A 20360-nucleotide genomic window follows, 5' to 3' on the forward strand; every position below is an offset into this window, starting at 1 on the left:
TGTTTATCATGATTCTCCCCGGAGCGCCGCCTGCATGCGCAGATCGGAGCGAATCTTTTCTGCCAGATCGCGCCGCACTCGGTTGACGTCGAGCCACTTCGGGTCCGGCTTTGCGCCCGCGCGCACCAGCAGCGCAACGACTTCGGAATATGGCTTTTGTTCCGGTGAAGTAACCCACCCGTGCAACGCCCAGCCCAGAGGCGCGCTCTGGTACGTTTTGTCGATCACGTCGACGGCGGCACCGTATTCCAGCAGCAGTTTCACCGCGTCCCGATGAGCGCTGAACGCCGCCCAGTGTAGAGCGGTCTCTCCGCGTCTCAGCTTCGCATCTACTTTCACGCCTTTGCGTAACAGGAAATCAACGACGGCGGTGTGGCCGAATTCGCAGGCCCAGCCCAATCCGTAGATCATTTGCGTTTCGCTCACGGGTGGCTTCAGGCTGCCGTCAGGGTTGAAAAAGCTCTGTACCGCGTCGAGGCGTCCGACTCCCGCCGCTCCTTCGAGGTCCAATCGCACGCCGCGGCTCGCCAAGTATCCCGCCGCCGCACCGCGGCCGTTCCGCAAGCAGCCCACCACGGCGCTGCCGCCATCCGGAGCGTCGATGGTTGCGCCGCGGTTAATCAGCAGTTCGAGCAGCGAGATCTGCACCCCCGCATTTTCCGGATGGATGCTCGTTGCCGTCAGCCCCAGGGTTGTCGATCGCCCCCCATAAGCATCGGACTCGGTGTTCACGTCGGCGCCCGAGTCAAGCAACAACTTCGCGATCTCGACAATGTTCTTGGGCGACTTCTGCCGGAAGTCCTCGACGCCGTTCGCGGAGACGTAATGGAGCAGAGTGGAGTGATGCTCGCGGGTGGAGCGCATCCGCACCAACTCCGGATTCTCGTCCAGCAGCCTCTTGAGTTTCGCTGCGTTGCCGCTGACAATCGCGTCCACGGCCGTTTCGAAATTCGAAACAGCCGTATTTTCACGCGCCAGCTCCTTTACATGCTCGGCAAATTTTGGCCAGCTCGCGAAACCGTGCGCTCGTGCAAGGAAGAGTTGTGCGCCCGCCAGTGTGCACCGTTCAGCATGTTCATTTGACTTCTTGAATTCATGCCAGCGTTGCTCAATCTGCTGCGCTTTTTTATCGATTTCGTTTCGGACCTGCGCTGTGACCTCAACGCCGTGCAGGCGAGAAATCGTTTCTTTGGAACGTTCGACCCACAAGCGAACCGCGCCAAGATCAGCCGATTTGCAGGCGTGTTGCAGGTCTTTGGCGAGCTTCTTGTATTGCTCGAGATTGGGACGAGGTGGTAGAGAAAATGGGTGTAGGTAAAAGTCGTCTGGTATACGAATCTCCTTTCACTGCATGCCTGGAGTCCGCACGAATCAGGCTGAAAGAAGGTTCATACCTTCAGTTGTATTTAGATAGGTGGGCACTGCCCTTTCCGCGGACTGGATGCGCCCTTCGCGCTGACAGTCACTCTAGCCCTCTCCGATGGCCAAGTCAATCGCAAGCGAACGTCCGGCGCCGCGCGATCGTATCACGTGCTCGGTCTAGCTTAGGTCTCGTCCTACTCTAAACATTAACTTGGAACTGTCTTGCGTGGGCCCTCGGCGCTCAGCGAAATTCGAATCTCTTTGCCGGGCTGCATGGTGATTGCGAGTGGCAGGCACTCGAAGCCCGGAACCAGATTAAATGTTCGCTCGTTGGTGTGAGTTTCGAAACCTTGGGGCGCGTCGGTGCTGATCAACAGTTCTCCCTTGGCTTTCACGATGCGAACCGTCTTGGGATCAATTTGCTCTACCGTTTCCTGATGCGGCGAGACAACCGGAAGGATGAAGCGCAGCGGGGCAGGACCCGGGACATCGGCGCTGGCGACGATTTCCACGGTGGCTCCGGTCAGGCGGTACGTCAAATGATAGTGCACATCACCGCTGGGAACTGGCTGGTGTGCAGCCGTCAGCAAGCGGCCACGCGCATCGAAGGTAATTTGCTCCAGGGCGGCGGTTGCCGTGAGCGCGGCTTCAAAGTCACTCACGCTGGTGTAAACGCGATCGCCGGCAACGCACTCGATACGTGGAGTCAGCTCCATATGCGGATAATCGTGATGCACCTGCTGATTTGATATTTCTATCGTCTGGTATTGAGTCATGCTGGCGACCAGGGTGGGGCCGAGCGCGCGATGAAATAGCAGCGACAAAGCACCGCCGGTGACATGCCCGCCAGAGGAGCCTCCACCGGCCTGTACGTGTTCTACATATTCCCAATCGTATTCGGTCACCGTGGCCCGCCAGTCGCCAATTGCAGCTAGATGGGTGCCAATTTCCGGATAACTTTTCAGCCCGTAGGCTTCATCGCGAGGCAAAGCCAGTCGCGGCGAGGGTTGCACATCGGCGCGGGCGCGGTCGAGCACGGTGGCCAGCACCTTGGCGTGCGTAAAGGTGTGATGGATGCACGGCAGGTCTCCATGTGCGAAGTAGTGCGGACCGCCGTAGAGCAGGCCGTTATGGGTGCAGGCCGCCATTAATTCAAGATTGCGTTGCGCGACCTCCAGGAACTTTGGCTCATGTTGTGCCAGCAGGGCATACCCCGGATGGCAACCATCGCTGGTGCGGCTGCCCCACCAGCTCCATTTGTAATTGCGGCTGCCCCAACTGTTGTCCCATGCGCCGTCGGGCAGCATGAACTCCATGTGGGTCCGCAACGCGGCGATTACCTGGTTAAGCACCGGCTTGTCGTTTGTGAGCAATGCGTAGAGCGCGAGCGAGGGCAGCGATTCCTCGACGTTGTAACCCAGGTCCACGGGGCGGCACTTCTTGGCACTGATCGACGTCAGCGGATGGCCTTCTCCGAACAACAAACCGTTGGGAGTGAAATATTCGAGGCTCGAGTGGGCCATTTGCCGGGCTCGGTCGAGATAGTGCGGATCATCAAGCACCTGGCCGACGAGAGCAAAGCAGAACGAGCTGGTGATGGGGTAATTGATGTTACCCGTCTCCATGGTCATGAAGCCGTCGAGAAACTTCGCGGCGCGCGCCAGGCGGTCAGTCCAGCGCTGACGGGTTTTGGCATCGAGCAGTGAGCCGTGGTGTTGCAGCGCTTCCGCCAGTGCAATCGTGTGAAAGACCGTAATCCCTTTCCACGGACTCAGGTTTACGTCATTGACCCAACTGCCGTCAGGCCGGCTTACCTGCTCTGACCAGTCGTACACCAGCAGCGCAGCGTGGAGATATTTCGACTCACCTGTGGTTCGCGCCATCCGCAGGAGCGGATAAACCGCATCGGCGCAGCGTCCGTGGATGAGCGCACAGGCCGGGCACAGGAGACCTCCGTAAAGCCCGGGCTCGCGAATCGCCGTTACCTGCCGCGCCACCAATCCGTCGCACCAGCTCTGCAAAAGCTCGGAGTAAAGATTTGCCGTTGCTTTCGGCTGGTGGTGGAGAGATTGAGGTTCCTTGTGCGCGTCCGCAGCCAAGACCCATTTCGGGAATACCAGTGCGGCGCCTAACACGGCCGTTCCGGCGGTTGATCGTCGCAGCAACTCACGGCGCGTAAGGCCATCTTGGGATGCAGGTTTGTTCATCAAGCGCATTAGTGTATAAGGTTCTGCGCCTGTCGGACAGTCCTAAAAATCCGGTCCGCTGGATTTTCCTGTTGATGTGGTGGAACGCTGGTTTCCAAACGGTATCGAGTGTCTTGGTTATATCAATTCCATAGTTACTGTATCCACTGCCGTGGAAGAGCCGGCCTTCAGGCCGGCGTTGAGGTGCAAAAACAAATGGGCTTCAGAGCGTGTGTGAGAACTATCGTGGAAGAGCAAGGCTTTAGAGCTTGCGGAAAAGTCGGCTTTCTTGTCATTCCGAACACGCAGTGGAGGAATCCCTTTTGTGCCGAAACTCTCTGCTTCCGTGTTTGTCAGGGCACGGGATTCATCGGTGCCACAATGATGTTTGTACTACCGTGGAAGAGCACAGCTTTTGCCGTGCGTTAAGGATCACAAAAAATCGGGCTTCAGCCCCGGTGCGCCGAGATATACGGACTCTGAAATTGTTTACCCCTTTCCTTCATCCACCCGAAGAAGGCAAATGGGATTAAGATTTTTTTGCCATAGTTCCGGCGACAATGAAAGAAGCCCCGCACATCGCCAAAGCCACGAATGCGCTGCTCCACTCGTCTCCATTGTGCAGGTGGGTAGCTACTCTGGGCGCATGAAGCACCGCCACCCATAGCAGGAACATGACGCCCAGCAACGTTGCTCCCAGGCGTCCGTACTTTTTGATCATGATCGAAACCCCGGCTGCGATAAAGCCGGCGCCTGTGAAGTACGTCCAAAACAGGTGTCCCGGAATCCACGATGGGATAAGAGAAGCCACAAACTTGGCATACTCAAAATGCTGGATACCGAAAATTATCATCGAAATCGCAAAGAGGAAGCGGCCGAACAAGGCGAGCATTCTCGTACCGGGAACAGAAGGCTTCTCATTGGGCAGGGTTTCCGCCAGCACCCACGCTGCACCCGCCAGGGCAAGGGGCTCAAATGCCCTGGTTCGGTCAGTCCCGTTGTGCAGGATTGCGGATATCTTGGAGGCACTAAAGAACCACGTGTGAAGCAGCACCACGCACAAGAAGAAACCAATGCCGAGCAGGGATGCCGAGAGGCGGGCCTTGGTGTTGCTCACCAGACTCAAGCTTATCGCAATCAGGAGAATGCCCGTCAGATAAGCAAAGACCGGAGCTCCAGGAGTCCAGGGCGGCACAGGAGGCAGGCCTCCCAAAAACCGGCCATAAATGATGTACTGAACGCCGAAAGCCCCAATGGGGATGGCAAAAAGTAAGCGACCCGCTGCGATCAAAGTATCCATAAGCCTTGTTTATGTCCTGTTAATTAGAGCGTTTCTGCCGCTGTTTTTGTGGTACCACTCTGGCCCCAAAAGGCTGACTTCCTCGTAATTATGGTTCATCATTGTGCTGGGCATTCGAGAATGCCGGGATCTTTTGCGTCCCCTCTGCTCCTTGACAACTCATCGCCAATCGCGATTTGTGCAGCGATTCCACAATTACTGTTTCGGCTACCCTTACTGTATCCACTCCGCCGTGGGGCATGCGTTGCTTGTCATTCCGACGCGTAGCGGAGGAATCCCTTTTGTGTCGAAATTCTCCGGTCCTAAGATGTTTGGACTACCGTAAAAGTTTGCACCACCGTGGAAGAGCACGGCTTCAGCCCGGGCACCGCTGTTTACATCTATGTCAACAGTCGAGACTACCAGCAAGTCCCGCGCCGCGAAGCGGTTTTCTTCAATAATGACGCGGGCTCCCGTGGCTCTCGCAAGCACTTTAGGACTACCCAGCAAGTCCCTCCGCTTTCCATCACCTGACCCGGTGGCAGAGGTAACTCGTAAGATAACAGCAGATTACAAATTGATTTCCAGCCCCTCGGACGCAGCCCGGACTTTAGGATAGTAATCACGCGCAGTGCTGACGATCTTATCAATGCAGGCGTCGTTGTGGTCAGGATCGTGGTGAAAGAGCACCAGCTCTTTTGCGCCGCTTTCCATGGCAATATTGACGCCCTCGCGCCAGTGGCTGTGTCCCCAGCCGACTTTTTGCGCCTGGTATTCATCGGGCAGGTACTGCGCATCGTAGATGAGCACATCAGCGCCTTCGGCCAGCTTGCGCACGTTTTTGTCGAAGACCGGATGTCCCGGTTCGTTATCGGTAGCGTAGACAATCACTTTGTCTTCGGTCTCGACGCGGAACCCCAGGCATCCCTGCGGGTGGTTCAGCCACCGGGATTGGATCACGCAATTATCAAACGCCAGTTTGCCCTCTTCGATGTCATAAAAGTTCCGGCGCGCCTTCATCTCGTTCATGTTGACCGGAAAGTAGGGGTCTGACATCTGGTCTTCCAGAGCGTGTTGCAGCTTGTGCCCGCGGTTGGAGGAGTGAAAGAAGAACTGATTTTCTTTGTTGTTATAGAGCGGCCAGAAAAACGGGATACCCTGAATGTGGTCCCAATGAAAGTGCGAAAGAAAGATGTGCGCGTTAAACGGGCGCCCATTGAATTCGGTTACCAGTTGTTTCCCCAGGATGCGGAAGCCGGTGCCGCAGTCGAAGATATAGATCTGGTCGCCGATGCGAACCTCGACGCAGGATGTATTCCCGCCATAGCGTAGGTTTTCCGGCTGAGGCGTGGGCGTTGAGCCGCGCACCCCCCAGAATTTAATCTGCATGTTTCAAGTTCCCTGCTGCCGAATGCGCTCTGCCGGATATGCCTTATCCATTTGATATCCGACTTACAATCGTCCTTATCGGCCCGCTTATGTTTCTGTTGCTACGGCATTTACCAACAATGGGGGAGACCGCTTAAGCCGTCAAAGTGGGTGTCATTATAAACGCGAAAAGTCCAATCCTGACAAGGATTTCGGCCAGAGGGAGCCCAGAAAGCAACATGTCTCGAAGAAGCTCTTAGCTTTTAGCCCTTAGCTTTTAACTCTTAAAAACTGGCAACCGGTAACTTCTTAGTACGGAAACGGTTCAATCTTCCAGCGCTCAAACACTTTGGCTTCTTTGAACAACTGGAAGAGCCCGGCATCAATTTCGCCGTCTTTGACCGCGAAGCCCAGGATTTCCAGCGCCCGCTCGAGATTGACGGCTTTCTTGTAAGGACGGTCCACGGCGCAGAGTGCGTCGTAGATATCGGAGATGGTCATGATGCGCGTCTGCACCGGGATCTCGGGCGCGCTGAGCTTATAAGGATATCCTTTGCCGTTCAGCTTTTCGTGGTGCCGGCGGGCAATCTCGGGAACGCTGCGGATCTCTTTCGTCCACGGGATCTGTTGCAGGAAGTTGAAGGTATGGATGACGTGCGACTCAATCTGCAGACGCTCGGCGTCGTCCAGCGATCCTTTGCGGATGGAAAGCAGCCGCACCTCATGCTCGGTGAGCAGCGGAGACGCCGCATTTTCGTAGTCCTTGTAATGGCGCGTAGCAATCTCATTCAAGGTTTCAAAGCTGCCGTCGGCAAGAATGGTCGGCTCATCGGCGGTAAGAATAAGCTGGAACCACTTGTCCATTTCGACCAGCTGCGCTGCAAGCTCCTGGTCGAAAGCCGGCTGCTTTTGCAGATACTCCTCGCGCCCTTTTTCCAGCACATAATTGAGGCGCGAGCGTAGGGCCTCGGTCTCCATGCTGCGCTTGACGAACTGGAAGCGCTGCCGGATGACATCGAGCTGCGCGGGATAGAGCTTCTTCGCCTTGACCAGCACCTCTTCGCGCACCCCAACCTTGCCGAAGTCATGCAGCAGCGAGGCATAACGGATCTCTTTCATCTCGCTGCGGGAAAAGCGAATGCTCTCGTACGGACCGTTGTCAGCGCGGTCCACGGCTTCTGCCAGGGCGACCGTCAGGTTGGCCACGCGGAAGGAGTGGCCTGAGGTGGTGGGGTCGCGTGATTCAATGGCCACAACCGAGGCGCGCACAAAGCCTTCAAACAACTGCTGGATGGCCTGGTATAACTGGCTGTTCTCGTAGGCCACGGCGGCCTGGCTGGCCAGCGAGGCCACAATTTCCTGCTGGCGCACCGTAAAGGAAACTACCTGGTCGGTCACCGCTGCGACGGAGACCAGCTTGCTCTTGAAGTCGCGCTTGGCATTGATAAGCTGCACCACGCCCACCACATCGCCCTTCTGGTTTTTCATGGGCACGGCGAGAATGGACTTAGTGCGGTATCCGGAATCTTCATCGAACTTGCGGTTAATGGTGTAGGGAACGCCGCTGGGCAGGTGATAGGCGTCTTCAATATTGACCGGCAATCCGGTAAGCGCCACATAACCCGCGATGGATTTCTCGTTGATCTCCATCGTAACTTCACGGAAGGGCAGCGAGACGGAATCATTCTGCGCCAGCTTGAAGCGCATGTGCATGAGGCCCTCTGCGTCGCGCACCACCGGCTCGTCGCCAACGCTCTTCAGTTGCAGCTTTTTGCTGTCCTGCTCGTCTTCTTCCACGACATAGAGCGAGCCGGCATCGCTGCTGGTGATCTCGCGGCATTTCGTGAGGATCATATCCAGCAATTTGCCGGTGTCGTGCTCGGCGCTCAGCGCCGCGCCAATCTCATTCAACTCGTGGATCTCACGTGTGGCAAACGCCAGCCGCGCATTGACCTCCTGCCGGCTGGCTACCAGGTGTATATGGTCGAGCGCGTTATCTACCATGCGTTCGATCAGAGCAATCGGCGTGCCTGGAATCAGGTAGGCGTAGATCAATCCATCCAGACGAAAATCTTTGAAACGGTCCTCGCTGAGTCCCAGGATGCGTATGTTGGGTGCGTGCAGGTTGCGGCCGAGCTCTTGCAGCAGCCGTTCAGAAGAGGTGATGAGCACACGGTCTACGTCAGCAGGATAGTTCCCCAGGTCGCTGAAGTAAGTGCGCCGATAGCGGAGCACGCCTCCTAAAGCCTTGTTGACCACATCATCTTGCTCAAAAGTTACCAGCAGGGGCAGACCGCGCACGGGTGCACGCGGCGGAGCCGAGAGTTTTGCAGTCGCAGTAGTCATCAAACTTTACACGCAAACAGTCGTGCACTCAGCGGTTTACCGGGAAGTGGCGGACCGCCTACCGCGGGGGAGAGGTCAACTATAACAAAAGTCGCTGTGCCGGAGTAGCAGGACTGCTACTCCTTACTGTTGTCATTTTGGTATATACTGAACCCCTCCCCCAGGTAATGCGTGGAAAACCGGGAATGTGCGCCGGGCCGCACTAAATGGACTGCACCGGCCGAAGGTTTTCCGGGCACTTCAACGGAGACGTGCGACGACCATGCCAACCCCTTTAACACCCAAGCGGCAATTTCCAGACCTGACCAGCCCTTCCTCTGCTGCTTCGGGTCAAGGCAACAACAAGCCTGCCGCTCCTGCAGAGCCAGATACAACTCTTCCCCCAGTCCCGACTGTGACCGGTTTCTTTAGAGCTCCGCTTGGCCCTGGTTCTGGATCAACTGACGTGCCCACTTCACCGCCCATCTCCAAGCCTCCGCTCGGACCTCTCGGTGCCGTTAGGCCTGTCGAGAGCGGCCATTTTTTGCAGCGCGTCAAGCTCTTCAGCGGACTCTCTTTTGCTGACTGCCAGCACGTGGTGAAGCGCATGCGCCGCCGCGACTTCCCGCCCAACACCACCATCGTTCGCGAAGGAGCGCCCGGCAGCTCTATGTTTTTCATTATCTCGGGCCATGTTGAAATCCGTAAGAAAGACCCGAACACCAATATTGATTTCCTGCTCTCGGAGATGGGTCCGGGCCAGAACTTTGGAGAAATGTCGTTGCTGACCGGCAAACCGCGCACGGCCACGGTGACCTGCACTGAACCCACCACCTGCGCCGTGCTCGAGCAGAAAGATTTTCAGGAGCTGCTGTTGCAGTATCCCAAGATCGGTCTGGCGCTGACCACCATTCTGGCCGAGCGCGTCGAGAGCGCCAGCCAGCAGGTAGGCATCGAGTACATCAACCTGAGCAAGATGAACTTTGATGTGCGCGTGCTCGGGCTGATTCCGCAGAGCATGATCCAGCAGCACAAGATGATTCCCGTGGCCTTCGCCAACAACCGCCTTACCCTGGCCATGGTGAACCCCAATAACATTCTTGCTCTTGACGACGTGCGCCGCATCATCAAAGGAGTCATGATCGAGCCGGTGGTGACCACCGAAGAGGACTACCGCAAGTTCATGAACACCACCTACGCCGAGCTGATGCAGAAAGAAAAGCCGGCGTCCGCAGGCGATAAGACGCAAACCGTCATCAAGTCTTCCGCCGAGATGGTGGACCTGTTGCAGTCAGATCTGATTCGCGACCTGCAGTTGACCGATGACGCCGGCCCGACCATGGGCGACAGCAAGCAGGAGCTCATGAACGCTTCCGAAGATGCGCCCATCATCCGCCTGGGAAACTCGATTCTCGGGCTGGCCATCAAGAAGGGCGCAAGCGATATTCACATTGAGCCCATGGAAGCCAACGTGATCATCCGCTACCGCATTGACGGTGTGCTGCAGACGGTGCAGAACCTGCCCAAGAAAGTGCAGCTCGGCCTGATCTCGCGCCTGAAGATTTTGAGCAAGCTCGATATCTCGGAAAAGCGCCTGCCCCAGGATGGCCGCATCAGCGTCAACATGGAAGGCAAGCCCATAGATTTTCGCGTCTCCACCGTGCCCGGCAAGTGGGGCGAGAAGGTCTGCATGCGCATCCTCGATAAGTCCAACACCGCGCTGGGGCTCGATAAAGTCATCAGTCACGAGCCCACGCTCAAGCTGGTGCGCGAGCTCATCAACCAGCCCTACGGCATCATGTATGTAACCGGGCCGACCGGCTCGGGCAAGACGACCACGCTCTATTCCGCGCTGGCTGAGATCAACGACCCGGGTATTAACATCTCTACCGCCGAAGATCCCATCGAGTACGACTTGGCCGGCGTCAACCAAATCCAGGTACACAAAGACATCGGCCTCGATTTCGCCCGTGTGCTGCGCTCCTTCCTGCGCCAGGACCCGGATGTGATCCTGGTCGGTGAAACCCGCGACAAAGAGACCGCGCACATTGCCGTCGAAGCCGCCCTCACCGGCCATCTGGTTTTCACCACCCTGCACACCAACAGCGCCGCCGGGGCCTTCACCCGCCTGGGCGAGATGGATGTGGAGCCGTTCCTGATCTCTTCTTCCACCATCGGAGTGATGGCGCAGCGCCTGGCCCGGCGCCTGTGCAAGACCTGCCGTGAGCAATACGAAGCCGACGATCAGACCTGCGAGTATATGGGCCTGCGTCCCAAATCGGTGTTATGGAAGGGACGCGGCTGCGGCGAGTGCAACGGCAAGGGCGTCAAAGGCCGCATTGGCATTTATGAAGTCATGAAGATGAATGCCGAACTGCGCCAACTGGTCGCCAGAAACGCCCTCACCGAGGACGTTCACAAAATCGCCCTGGCCCAGGGCATGCTGGACCTGAAGAAATACTCCGCCATCCTGCTACTGAATGGAGATACGTCGGTCGAGGAAGTGCTGCAGGTTGTCAGCGTGCAAGAATAGCTTTGGACTGAAAGCGCTCTTTCGGAAGGCTTCAACGCAGGCCGCCCTTTACCTTTTAATTATCCCTGCCGAGCCATCTCTATGTTCCCCTCAGCCTTCACTTGCTGCAAGTGGTCAAAACGTCCTGAAACAGCATGATGGCCTCGTATTCATTGGGGAAACCGCTATCGGGGTGCGACACTTGCAAAGCCAATCCGGTATTTACTGAATAGATAATCATCCGTGAGACCGTTTCGGAGTACCGAGGACCTGTCCCGAGTACAACTTTTGCGAATTTTCAAAGAGCTTTCATCTAAGGGCTCCGCAGCCAAAACCAGGCTGCTGCGCCCTCGCGCTGCGCTCGCGCTCATCCGACGCTCGCTTCGCACTCACCCGGCACGAGCCCCGCATTCTTGAATGCTGGGTACACTTCCAGGGACAATGATGACCTACAATTACTGAAAAATGAAGGGTTTGATATCAAAATGATATCAAAAGGCCGGATAACCATTGCGTCTGAGTTCTTTCTCGACCCACTCCACAAACACAGTTTCAAATTCAGCTCGTGTGTAAATTCTCTTGTGAATCAACAAGGTATTCATTGCATAAACCGTAGCTTTGAATCCCTCGTCCCTTGAAGCGATCTGCAGAGCTTCCTCGAAAGACATATTTATTCTCCTTATTCTTTAAGTCTTGCTGTTTCTCATCACCGCCTGGGTTACGGCATTGGACTCATCCCATGCTGTCCATAGGACAAATCCGATTGCCTTCTTGTGCAAACTCCATATATGCTTGCCTTCCCCCCACCCGGATTTGAGAGGTAAGGCCAATGTTCTGCGTCAAATGCGGCAGTCAGTTACTGGCCGGCAGTAAGTTCTGTTCCAATTGCGGCCTTGATAACGCCACCTACACGCTCCCGTCGGCGGGGGTTTACGCTCCGACTGCGGTGCCTCAGAACAAGCCTTTGTTCTGCATCAAGTGCGGAGCTGAACTATATCCCAAGACCAAAGTCTGCCCGAATTGCCGGTTCGACAATACCAATTACGTTTCCGCGCCGGCCGTGGCCTCGGGATTTGCTGCGCCCACAATGCTCGCCTATCCCGATGCCTACTGTGAAGGCAAAATTCTGGTGGTGCCACGCAACGCCACGCTGCCGGCAAGCTGCATAAAATGTGGAGGCATTCCCAAAGAGCCCTGGTTAAACAAGAATTTCTCTTGGCACAATCCGCTGCTGTATATACTGGCCTTTTTCAGTCCGTTGATTTATGTGATTGTGGCCCTGATCGTGCGCAAGCGAGTGCAGCTTATGGTGCCCATCTGCGACCATCATAATTCGACCCGACTCACAACTCTGTGGGTCGGCGTCATTCTGCTGTTGGGCTTCCTTCCTCTGTCTGTCGCGGCCAGTATCTATCTGCCAGGAGACAGCGCACCGGCCATTGCTTTCCTGCTTGGGTTCGTGATGTTCGTTGGCGGGATGGTTGCGCTGTGGTTCTCTTACGTCCTGCGGCCCACTTACATCGGCGAAGATTGCTCCAAGTTTAAGGGGGCGCATCCGGAATTTCTGGCTCGCCTTAAAACCCCTTCCGTTCCAGGAATGGGAGTGCAAGTGCAATCGCCAGGGTTCTAGACCTATTTAGATTTTTCTGTATGTAACAAACAGCATCGCCCCGATGAGAAAACGCAAGATCCCTTCGGCAGGCTCTTCGCGCCAAAAAACGGTGCTCCCAGTGAACAAACCGTTAAGTCCGATAGAATCAATGAACTGTTTAAGCCAGTTACAGCGTCAATCTTGAGTGCCACTTTTTGGGTAGAACTCCCTGACATCGCAATTCAGTCGGAAGCAGTGTCGGGGTCCCTCTCTCCGCGCCGTGCCGATTGGTTGTGCTCCGCGTTTTGCGGCGCTCCGCTCGGGATGACAGTTGGTATATACCGTCGCCACTCGACACTTGCTGTGCCTATTCAGTCTCGTGCTACTTGTTCATTCCCGTTTCAACCTACCCCAGCAGGTCCCGTGCTCAACATGACAAGATGCAAACGGAATAGCGAAATAGGACGCACGGTAATAGTTAAAGCGACATAATGGCAAGCTCTTGTTGGCGTTTCCCTTTGTGTCCTTTGTGTTTAAACATTGTGTCCTTTGTGGTTCAACCGCTTCCCCTACTGACTGGAAGCGGTCTGCACCACCAGGCCTTCTTTCCGCATGGCCTCGAGGACACGGGCGTTAATATTGTTCGTGATTTTCGGCATGATGTCGCCCATGATCTCGGGCTGCACCCGCGCCAGCTTTCTTCCCACCGGTGTGTTGTAGAAATAGGCAATCTGGCGGATCTCATCCGGACTGAAGTGTTTCATGTAGGCTTCGGCGGTCAAGATCACAATCTCCTCGTACGACACCGAGTTCCTCACCGCGCGCTGCATTCTTTCCGAAGCATCCGAGGGCAGGGATTTGTTTTGGCGTCTGGCGAAGTCGTTGACTTGCGTGAACATCTCTTCGCGCACCTGCTGCATCAGGCCTTCAAAGGTTGCCGGCGGCATGAAGGTGTGCATGAGCCCAATCACGGACGCGCGATCTTCAGGAGCAAGCTGGTTGATTGTGCTGCCGCCTGATGTTTGGGCTTCAGCTATTGCCGCGACTCCCAGCAGAACCATAGTTATGACTCCAAATTTCCATCCCTTGCATGTCATAAATCCTCCTCTTGGCCAGGTTTTAGACGTCTCAATGCTCATTCCGATGCCGTGAGAATTGTAACCCCGCCATGTGTGGCAACCATCAGAAATACTAAAAAAGAATACCCAAGAGATTTCGATGCAGACCAGTGCGACCAGGGCATTAAATCTCAAACGAAATCCCCTTTGGTGTTCCTTTGCTCTTTGTTTTTCCTTTGTGTCCTTTGTGGTTAAATAACTAAATGCCCAGACTCAGCCAACTCGCCTCGCACATCGCCCAATCGGAAATCCGCATTATGTCGGTTGAATGCGAGAAGGCCGGAGGCGTGAATCTGGCGCAGGGCATCTGCGATACCGAAGTTCCGCTGCCGGTGCGCCGTGGCGCCGAGGCCGCCATCGAGGGCGGATTCAATTCCTACACCCGGCTCGACGGCATCGCCAATCTGCGCCGCGCCATCGCGCGCAAGATGCGCGACTACAACCAACTGGAGGCCGATCCTGAGCATGAGATTGTTGTCACCACCGGCTCGACCGGGGCTTTCTACTGTGCCTGCCTATCGCTGCTCAATCCTGGCGATGAAGTTATCGTCTTCGAGCCCTACTACGGATATCACGTGCACACCCTCATGGCCATGCACGCGGTGCCGGTGTATGTGACGCTCACGCCGCCCGATTGGAGCTTTTCCCGCGCAGCGCTCGAGCAAGCCATTACTTCCAAGACGCGCGCCATCGTGGTCAACTCGCCGGCCAATCCTTCGGGCAAAGTTTTCACGGCAGAAGAGCTGGCATGGATCACCGCCATTGCCCGCGAGCGCGACCTGTTCATCTTCACCGACGAGATCTACGAATACTTTCTCTACGATGGACGCAAGCACATCAGCCCGGCAACACTCCCCGGCATGGCCGAGCGCTGTATTACCATTTCGGGATTCTCCAAGACCTTCAGTATCACCGGCTGGCGCATCGGATACGCCATCTGCGACCGCCGCTGGGCGCACGCGATCGGCTACTTCCACGATCTGGCTTATATCTGTGCGCCATCGCCGTTTCAGCACGGCGTGACCGCCGGCCTGGAAGAGTTGAGCCCGGAGTTCTACAGCTCTCTCACCACCGAGTACACGGTGAAGCGCGATCTGCTGTGCAAGTCGCTGGAAGCCGCAGGGCTAAAGCCCAACATTCCGCAGGGAGCGTATTACGTTTTGGCTGATGCCTCCGCCTTGCCGGGAAAAACGAGCAAGGAAAAAGCAATGTACCTGCTCGCCGAGACTGGTGTGGCCGCCGTTCCCGGAGATTCTTTCTACAACGGCGGCACAGGAACAAACCTGCTGCGTTTCTGCTTCGCCAAGAACGATTCCGACTTGCACGATGCCTGCCGGCGACTGGAGCAGTTGCGCGCCGTTAGAGTAAAAGCTTAACCACAAAGGACACAAAGGTAATTTTCGCTGCAGACTAACGCTGATAAACTCGCCGATGGGAAATTTACCGCGGAGGCGCGGAGGATCGGAAACGCTATGCATTGGGACTTAGACGGCGTCATGTTGTGGTTGCGCGTGACGGCGCGCTTCTCGGGGATTTTTCTGGCGGCATCGCTAGCCGTGCCTGCGCTGGCGCTGCTTTGGCCTTCGTCTTTTACTCGGTGGATGGCCAGCAACCGGCACCGCTTCACGTTACTCTTTGCGTTTTCCCATACCCTTCACTTAGGCGGGGTGATGGCTCTGGTCTCCCTCAGGCCCGCCCAGTTTTTCTCAAGGTCAGGTCTGGTGGTCTTGATTGGAGGCGGCCTGGGTTATGTGCTGATTTACTACCTGGCGGGGATGGCCTTTTTACGCCGGAAGAACCCCGAGATGCGTGATGCAAAGATGCAAACTGTCAGCTCCTACATTTTATGGGCAGCTTTCACGCTGGCCTTCAGCATCGGGCTTCCAAGAAACCCGTGGATCTATGCACCGCTGGCCGCGATCATGCTTTTTGCCTTGGCCGTGCGCATCTTCGCCAAACATACGGCCGCTGCTCGTCAGCGCCTCGATCAGTTGCACGCCGCCTAAACAAAAGCTTAACCACAAACCGAAAATTAACATTTTTCTCCGCGTCTCCGCGCCTCCGCGGTGATTAGCCAATTTGCATATACAATTTTTGCTGTGCCGAAACCCGCCCCAAAAAGTCTGAGCCTGCGCTCCTGGAACGTTTTCGCAGCGCCGTTCGTCAATCCGGTTATCCGTACCCGGAAAACAGTATCATTCTGGCTTTTGAAGGTGGCTCGGTAATGCACGGCGCATCGGTGGGAAGCGACGATCACGATTATTACGCCGTCTACCTCGAGCCGCCGCAGATGAAGCTGGGCCTGCATCCGGTTGAACACCATGTCTGGTCCACTTCCGACAGTACGCGCAAGAACACCCGCGACGATATTGATCTGGTGATGTATTCTCTGACCAAGTTCGCGCGGCTGGCCGCCAGCGGCAACCCTACCATCCTGCATTTTTTGTTTGTCGAAAATGAGCTCGGGGCCAATCCCTGGTGGGAATACGTTACCCAACACCGTGGGAATTTTTTGGCCCGTTCGCATCTGCGCAAATTCATCGGTTACGCCGATGCACAATTCGACCGCCTGACCGGCAAGCGTGCGCGCAAGCAGTTCCGCCCTGAGCTGCTGGAAAAATACGGCTTCGATACCAAGGCTGCCATGCACGGTATCCGCCTGATGTATGAGGCGCTCGACCTGCTCCGCGACGGCGGCATGACATTTCCTAATCCCCATGCCGGGCATTTGATCGCCATTCGGAAGGGAAAGTACACGCTGGAGCAGATCGTTCGGCAGTATGAAGAATTAAAACAGAGATGTAATCAGCAGCAGCAAGATTCACCGCTGGCGGAAGAAGTTGATCAGGAGCAAATCAATCGTATCCTGGCCAACGTGTACCGGTCTTTTTGGACGGGATAGCCAAATCCTAGCCCTCAATCCAAGTTACTGCATCAAATAAAACAAGCGGCAGTATCAGGCATACTGCCGCTTGCAACCACGATGCAACGTGAGGAATGAAACCTCGCTTTACATGAGGAATCCTAACAACGGCAACCTGAGGCGGTCTTTGTCGGAAAAGGACATTTTTTGTCTCGTTTGCCCTAAAAAATACCAGTTTTAATGTGTAATGGTTCGACATTTTTGGTCACTTATATATGTATGGAGTCGTAAGAGGGTATACGAAGCCTGGAGAAGCAAAAACAGGATGTAGTTGCGACTGCCGCCGCTACTTAAAGATCAAAGGGGACGGTGACATTTTATCGTTGTAGCTGATAAGAAATGTTCTTGTTGCAGCAACAGGAGCAAAAAAACAGGAGTTTCCGCATGGATTTTTGTGAATGCAACACGCAACGCATTGATGATCAAGGCTACTGTGGGGGATGCGCCCAACCGGTCCGTATTGTTGAAGTGCTGCTTTTCGGAAAGATGCCGTTCCACGTCATCGAGCGCATGATTGAGCTGCGTGCCGAGCAGTACACCGGCTCTTCAATGCCCATGGATGAAAACTAGGCAATTTTGCCCGTCGCTTATCCTTAAAGCATGTAACCTCTTCGTTTCAGGTTTTCTCCGGACTATCACCAGTCAAGGGTCCACAATGAACAGCAACCAGCGCTTCGCCTGAAACGCTTGAAGCTTCCACAACACTATTCATCCGAACGCAGACTAAACTTCAGAGTCTCTGTTCCAGTACCGGAGGAGTCGCGAAATTGCAGCGGTGTGGATTCTCATGTCTTTAAGAATTGCATGGGGATACCCGCTCGCAACCTCGCCGATTGCCGCCGTCAATATCTAACAGAGCCGTTGCCCCCTCTCGTTTACCGGGGAAGGGCGGGAGTGGGTGAGCCGGACGCGAGCGCTGTTGTGCGCTCGTGTCCGGCAAGGGCACAGCAGCCTTGTTTTGGCTGCGGAGCCCTCCTATGAACGACCTAACCGGGCGCGTGTGTGTGGTGCGCACGCGTCCGGCGAAGGCTAGTAATCTCATTTTTGGCTGTCGGTTTCATAAGACCGGGTGAGCGCGAAGCGAGCGCCGGACCGCGCGAGCGCAGCGCGAGGGCGCAGCAGCGAAACGAAGTGCAGCGTTGCGGAGCCCTTAGATTAACGACGCGTGCGTGTGGTGCGCACGCGTCCGGCGAAGGCGCAGCGTCGAACCCTGAGCGTAACCGAGCGAATCCCTTTAGATAAAATTTCATTTTAGGAATTGATGTAATTTTAAAATTGCTCTCCCATCCGAGCAAGAAATCCCACCCGGGAATCATTGTGTGTAAGCTGCTCTCCACCATCAGCATGTCGAGTACCCCGTTTGATTACCCGCGATACATCAGGAATTCATCATTCCTTAATCGGCCCTTAACCTTTCGAGGCTAGTCTGAAATTCACGCCACGAAATCTCGACAAAATTCGGAGGATTATTTATGAACGCAAAGCAATTCCCGCTTAAGGGCCTTCCCCTCATAGCCTTTTTCGCTGCTTTAGTTGTCACAGTATTCGCTAAAGCGCAGTCCATCGAAGTCCAGCCCCCTTACCACTTGCAAGTTTTTGCGCATTCGGTGGCGGGCGTTTACACCCAGCCCGATTCGATTGCGGTTCTCAATGGGCACATCTTTATTGGATATGGGAACGGAGTCGCCAAAGATGGAACCGATGGCAAATCCAGCACCATTGTTGAATACAGGATGAACGGCAGTGTTGTCCGTACATTTTCAGTTCCTGGGCATAACGATGGCCTCAAAGTTGATCCCAGGACCAAGCTGCTTTGGGCCCTGCAGAACGAGGATGGTAATCCCTCGCTGGTGACCATCAATGCTAAAACCTTAGAGCAGAAACAATATTCATTTCCTCCCACACTGAATGGCGGGGGCTACGACGATATCGTCTTCCGGCACGGAAAGATATATATGAGCGCTTCCAATCCTGCCGGCAATCCCAACAACGCGCCTGCGATCGTGCGCGTCGAACTCAGTGGCAGCTCCGTAACGGTGACGCCGGTCTTTGCAGGCGATGCAACGGCAACCGACATTCTGACCGAATCCCCCGTGACCTTGAATTTGCAGGATCCGGACTCCATGATTACCGATCCGGCAGGTGACATTGTTCTCGATAGCCAAGACGATGCTGAACTGGTAATCGTCCGCCATCCCGATACCGCCAGCCAGAACGCTCTTCGCGTTCCGCTGACCTCACCGTTCGGATCAACCAAGGTGGATGACACCATCTTTGCCACAGCATCCGATGGGTTCATTCTGGTGTCTGATCTGAATGCCGATACTGTCTACGCCATTCACAAACACTCGTTTGTTCCGGGAGCGGCTTACTCGGCTGGAATTGCAAATGGAACGGTGGGACTTGTCGGGCGCCTCGATCTGGAGTTTGGCCAGCTTACGCCGATTGTCACCGGCCTCAAGAATCCGCGAGGAATGACTTTTGTGGCGACCCCGGATCGAGATCATGACGATGAAGAGGAAGATACCTGCGAGTCGTTCAATTAAGCAGTCGTTTTGCATGCTGTCCTCTTATGGATCGTTAGGAACTGGCCCCAACCGTTGTTCGTTGGGGCTTTTTCCTATAACGGGAACGCTTTGAATTGATTGTGGCTAACGAGCCGGGCCGCAGATCAATCGCGCGACGGTCAGAATTTAAAAAGTGCTGGTTGCACACAGAGTTTTAAATGCTACGCAGAATTATTTTCTATTGGCCTTTTCTGCGGGAAAGAAATCTAATGTCTTATGTCGGAAGCTTTTTTAAAAAAATATATCTTCGCAAGTGACTTCGATCAGACCCTGAGCTTCAATGATTCCGGGTATGTTCTGAGTGAATTACTGGGTATTCCCTTGGAGGAGTTTGAACGTAAAGCCATAGGGATGGCCGGACTCAACCTGGTGCAGCAGGGTGCTGAATTGGCTTACTTGTTGCTGCATGATCCCGAGTTCCGCTCGCGCGTCCGCAAGGAGCATCTGCACGAGGTAGGGCGGCGCATCCGGCTGAAGCAGGATATTCATCTGCTGTACGAGTTGCTCAAGGGAGGCATTGAAGGGTATCACTTCGACTTCTACGTGCTGTCAGCAGCGCCTGTAGAGGTGATTCGTTCCGCACTGGAAGGAATTGTGCCTCCCGACCATATCTTCGGCACCGAGTTTGAATACAACAGTGCCGGCGAGATCGAACGCATTGTTCGTGCCGTGGCGGGTTACGGCAAGGTGGCAGTGCTCGATCAGCTCCAGAGCAGGCTGGAGATTGGCCCCGACCATATTATCTACGTCGGCGATGGGAGCTCCGACATTCACGTCATGCTGCATGTGAATGCCCGCGATGGATTTACCATCGCCGTCTCGGAGAGCACGCATGTGGCGCAGATTGCACGGCGTACTGTCCTCAGCACCAATGCAGTCGCGGTCGCGGTTCCCATTCTGGAACTGCTGATCGGCTGGAACCGGACCCGGATCCGCGATTTCTTCAAATCGCAAGGCTTCCTGATCCAGGGATGGGACAAGGTCCGCACCGATTGGCTGACCATCCGGCATGCCGGCCTTTCGGAAAAAAATTTAGGCAGGATTGAAAGCATAGGCGCCGACTAAAAAGTTTCTTCGATTTTTCCTCCGTTGACTCTTACAGGCAACCAGATGCAAATTCTGGTTGCCT

16 protein-coding genes are annotated in these 20360 nt (G+C 55.3%); 9 read left to right on the plus strand and 7 right to left on the minus strand.

Annotated elements, in window-relative coordinates; genetic code table 11:
• Nucleotides 1–6 precede the first annotated feature (6 nt).
• The 3 genes from VK738_05510 to VK738_05520 form a co-directional block, all read right to left on the minus strand.
• A complete protein-coding gene (locus VK738_05510; GenBank protein ID HTD22087.1) occupies nt 7–1209 on the minus strand; it encodes an ankyrin repeat domain-containing protein in 1203 nt (400 codons plus the stop codon).
• Between the two features lie 359 nt (nt 1210–1568).
• Nucleotides 1569–3569 (minus strand): hypothetical protein, encoded by a 2001-nt coding sequence (locus VK738_05515; protein HTD22088.1) that lies wholly within the window; start codon nt 3567–3569, stop codon nt 1569–1571.
• 508 nt (nt 3570–4077) lie between these two features.
• A complete protein-coding gene (locus VK738_05520) occupies nt 4078–4848 on the minus strand; it encodes a hypothetical protein (protein HTD22089.1) in 771 nt (256 codons plus the stop codon).
• Nucleotides 4849–5187: 339 nt separating this feature from the next.
• On the opposite strand from VK738_05520, the gene VK738_05525 reads away from it, so the two are divergent.
• A complete protein-coding gene (locus tag VK738_05525; GenBank protein HTD22090.1) occupies nt 5188–5361 on the plus strand; it encodes a hypothetical protein in 174 nt (57 codons plus the stop codon).
• A 36-nt stretch (nt 5362–5397) separates the two neighbouring features.
• Here VK738_05525 and VK738_05530 read toward each other — a convergent pair whose 3' ends face one another.
• Together VK738_05530 and VK738_05535 are read right to left on the minus strand one after the other, a co-directional pair.
• Complete coding sequence (locus VK738_05530; GenBank protein HTD22091.1) at nt 5398–6216, minus strand: MBL fold metallo-hydrolase; 819 nt, start codon at nt 6214–6216, stop codon at nt 5398–5400.
• A 288-nt stretch (nt 6217–6504) separates the two neighbouring features.
• On the minus strand, nt 6505–8541 hold the full coding sequence (locus VK738_05535; protein ID HTD22092.1) for an HD domain-containing phosphohydrolase: 2037 nt from the start codon (nt 8539–8541) through the stop codon (nt 6505–6507).
• Nucleotides 8542–8803: 262 nt separating this feature from the next.
• On the opposite strand from VK738_05535, the gene VK738_05540 reads away from it, so the two are divergent.
• On the plus strand, nt 8804–11053 hold the full coding sequence (locus tag VK738_05540) for an ATPase, T2SS/T4P/T4SS family (GenBank protein HTD22093.1): 2250 nt from the start codon (nt 8804–8806) through the stop codon (nt 11051–11053).
• A 470-nt stretch (nt 11054–11523) separates the two neighbouring features.
• Here VK738_05540 and VK738_05545 read toward each other — a convergent pair whose 3' ends face one another.
• Nucleotides 11524–11700 (minus strand): hypothetical protein, encoded by a 177-nt coding sequence (locus VK738_05545; protein HTD22094.1) that lies wholly within the window; start codon nt 11698–11700, stop codon nt 11524–11526.
• Nucleotides 11701–11861: 161 nt separating this feature from the next.
• Here VK738_05545 and VK738_05550 point away from each other — a divergent pair, with 161 nt between their 5' ends.
• Nucleotides 11862–12662, plus strand: coding sequence for a zinc ribbon domain-containing protein (locus VK738_05550; GenBank protein HTD22095.1), 801 nt, complete (start codon nt 11862–11864; stop codon nt 12660–12662).
• Between the two features lie 530 nt (nt 12663–13192).
• On the opposite strand, the gene VK738_05555 is transcribed toward VK738_05550, so the two are convergent.
• Nucleotides 13193–13720 carry a DUF2059 domain-containing protein gene (locus VK738_05555; protein HTD22096.1) on the minus strand — a complete coding sequence of 176 codons (528 nt, stop codon included), beginning with the start codon at nt 13718–13720 and terminating at the stop codon, nt 13193–13195.
• A gap of 224 nt (nt 13721–13944) precedes the next feature.
• Between VK738_05555 and VK738_05560 the strand changes: the two genes are divergently transcribed.
• The 6 genes from VK738_05560 (at nt 13945) to VK738_05585 (ending at nt 20296) form a co-directional block, all read left to right on the plus strand.
• Complete coding sequence (locus VK738_05560) at nt 13945–15117, plus strand: pyridoxal phosphate-dependent aminotransferase (protein HTD22097.1); 1173 nt, start codon at nt 13945–13947, stop codon at nt 15115–15117.
• A 96-nt stretch (nt 15118–15213) separates the two neighbouring features.
• Entirely contained in the window at nt 15214–15747 is a 534-nt protein-coding gene (locus VK738_05565) for a hypothetical protein (protein ID HTD22098.1), read from the plus strand.
• Nucleotides 15748–15938: 191 nt separating this feature from the next.
• Nucleotides 15939–16643 (plus strand): nucleotidyltransferase domain-containing protein, encoded by a 705-nt coding sequence (locus tag VK738_05570; GenBank protein ID HTD22099.1) that lies wholly within the window; start codon nt 15939–15941, stop codon nt 16641–16643.
• 405 nt (nt 16644–17048) lie between these two features.
• Entirely contained in the window at nt 17049–17234 is a 186-nt protein-coding gene (locus VK738_05575) for a hypothetical protein (protein ID HTD22100.1), read from the plus strand.
• Between the two features lie 902 nt (nt 17235–18136).
• Complete coding sequence (locus tag VK738_05580; protein ID HTD22101.1) at nt 18137–19210, plus strand: hypothetical protein; 1074 nt, start codon at nt 18137–18139, stop codon at nt 19208–19210.
• 237 nt (nt 19211–19447) lie between these two features.
• A complete protein-coding gene (locus tag VK738_05585; GenBank protein HTD22102.1) occupies nt 19448–20296 on the plus strand; it encodes an HAD-IB family phosphatase in 849 nt (282 codons plus the stop codon).
• Nucleotides 20297–20360: the final 64 nt, after the last annotated feature.

The sequence above is a fragment of the Terriglobales bacterium genome, assembly GCA_035487355.1.
Classification (GTDB): Bacteria; Acidobacteriota; Terriglobia; order Terriglobales; family Acidobacteriaceae; genus QIAW01.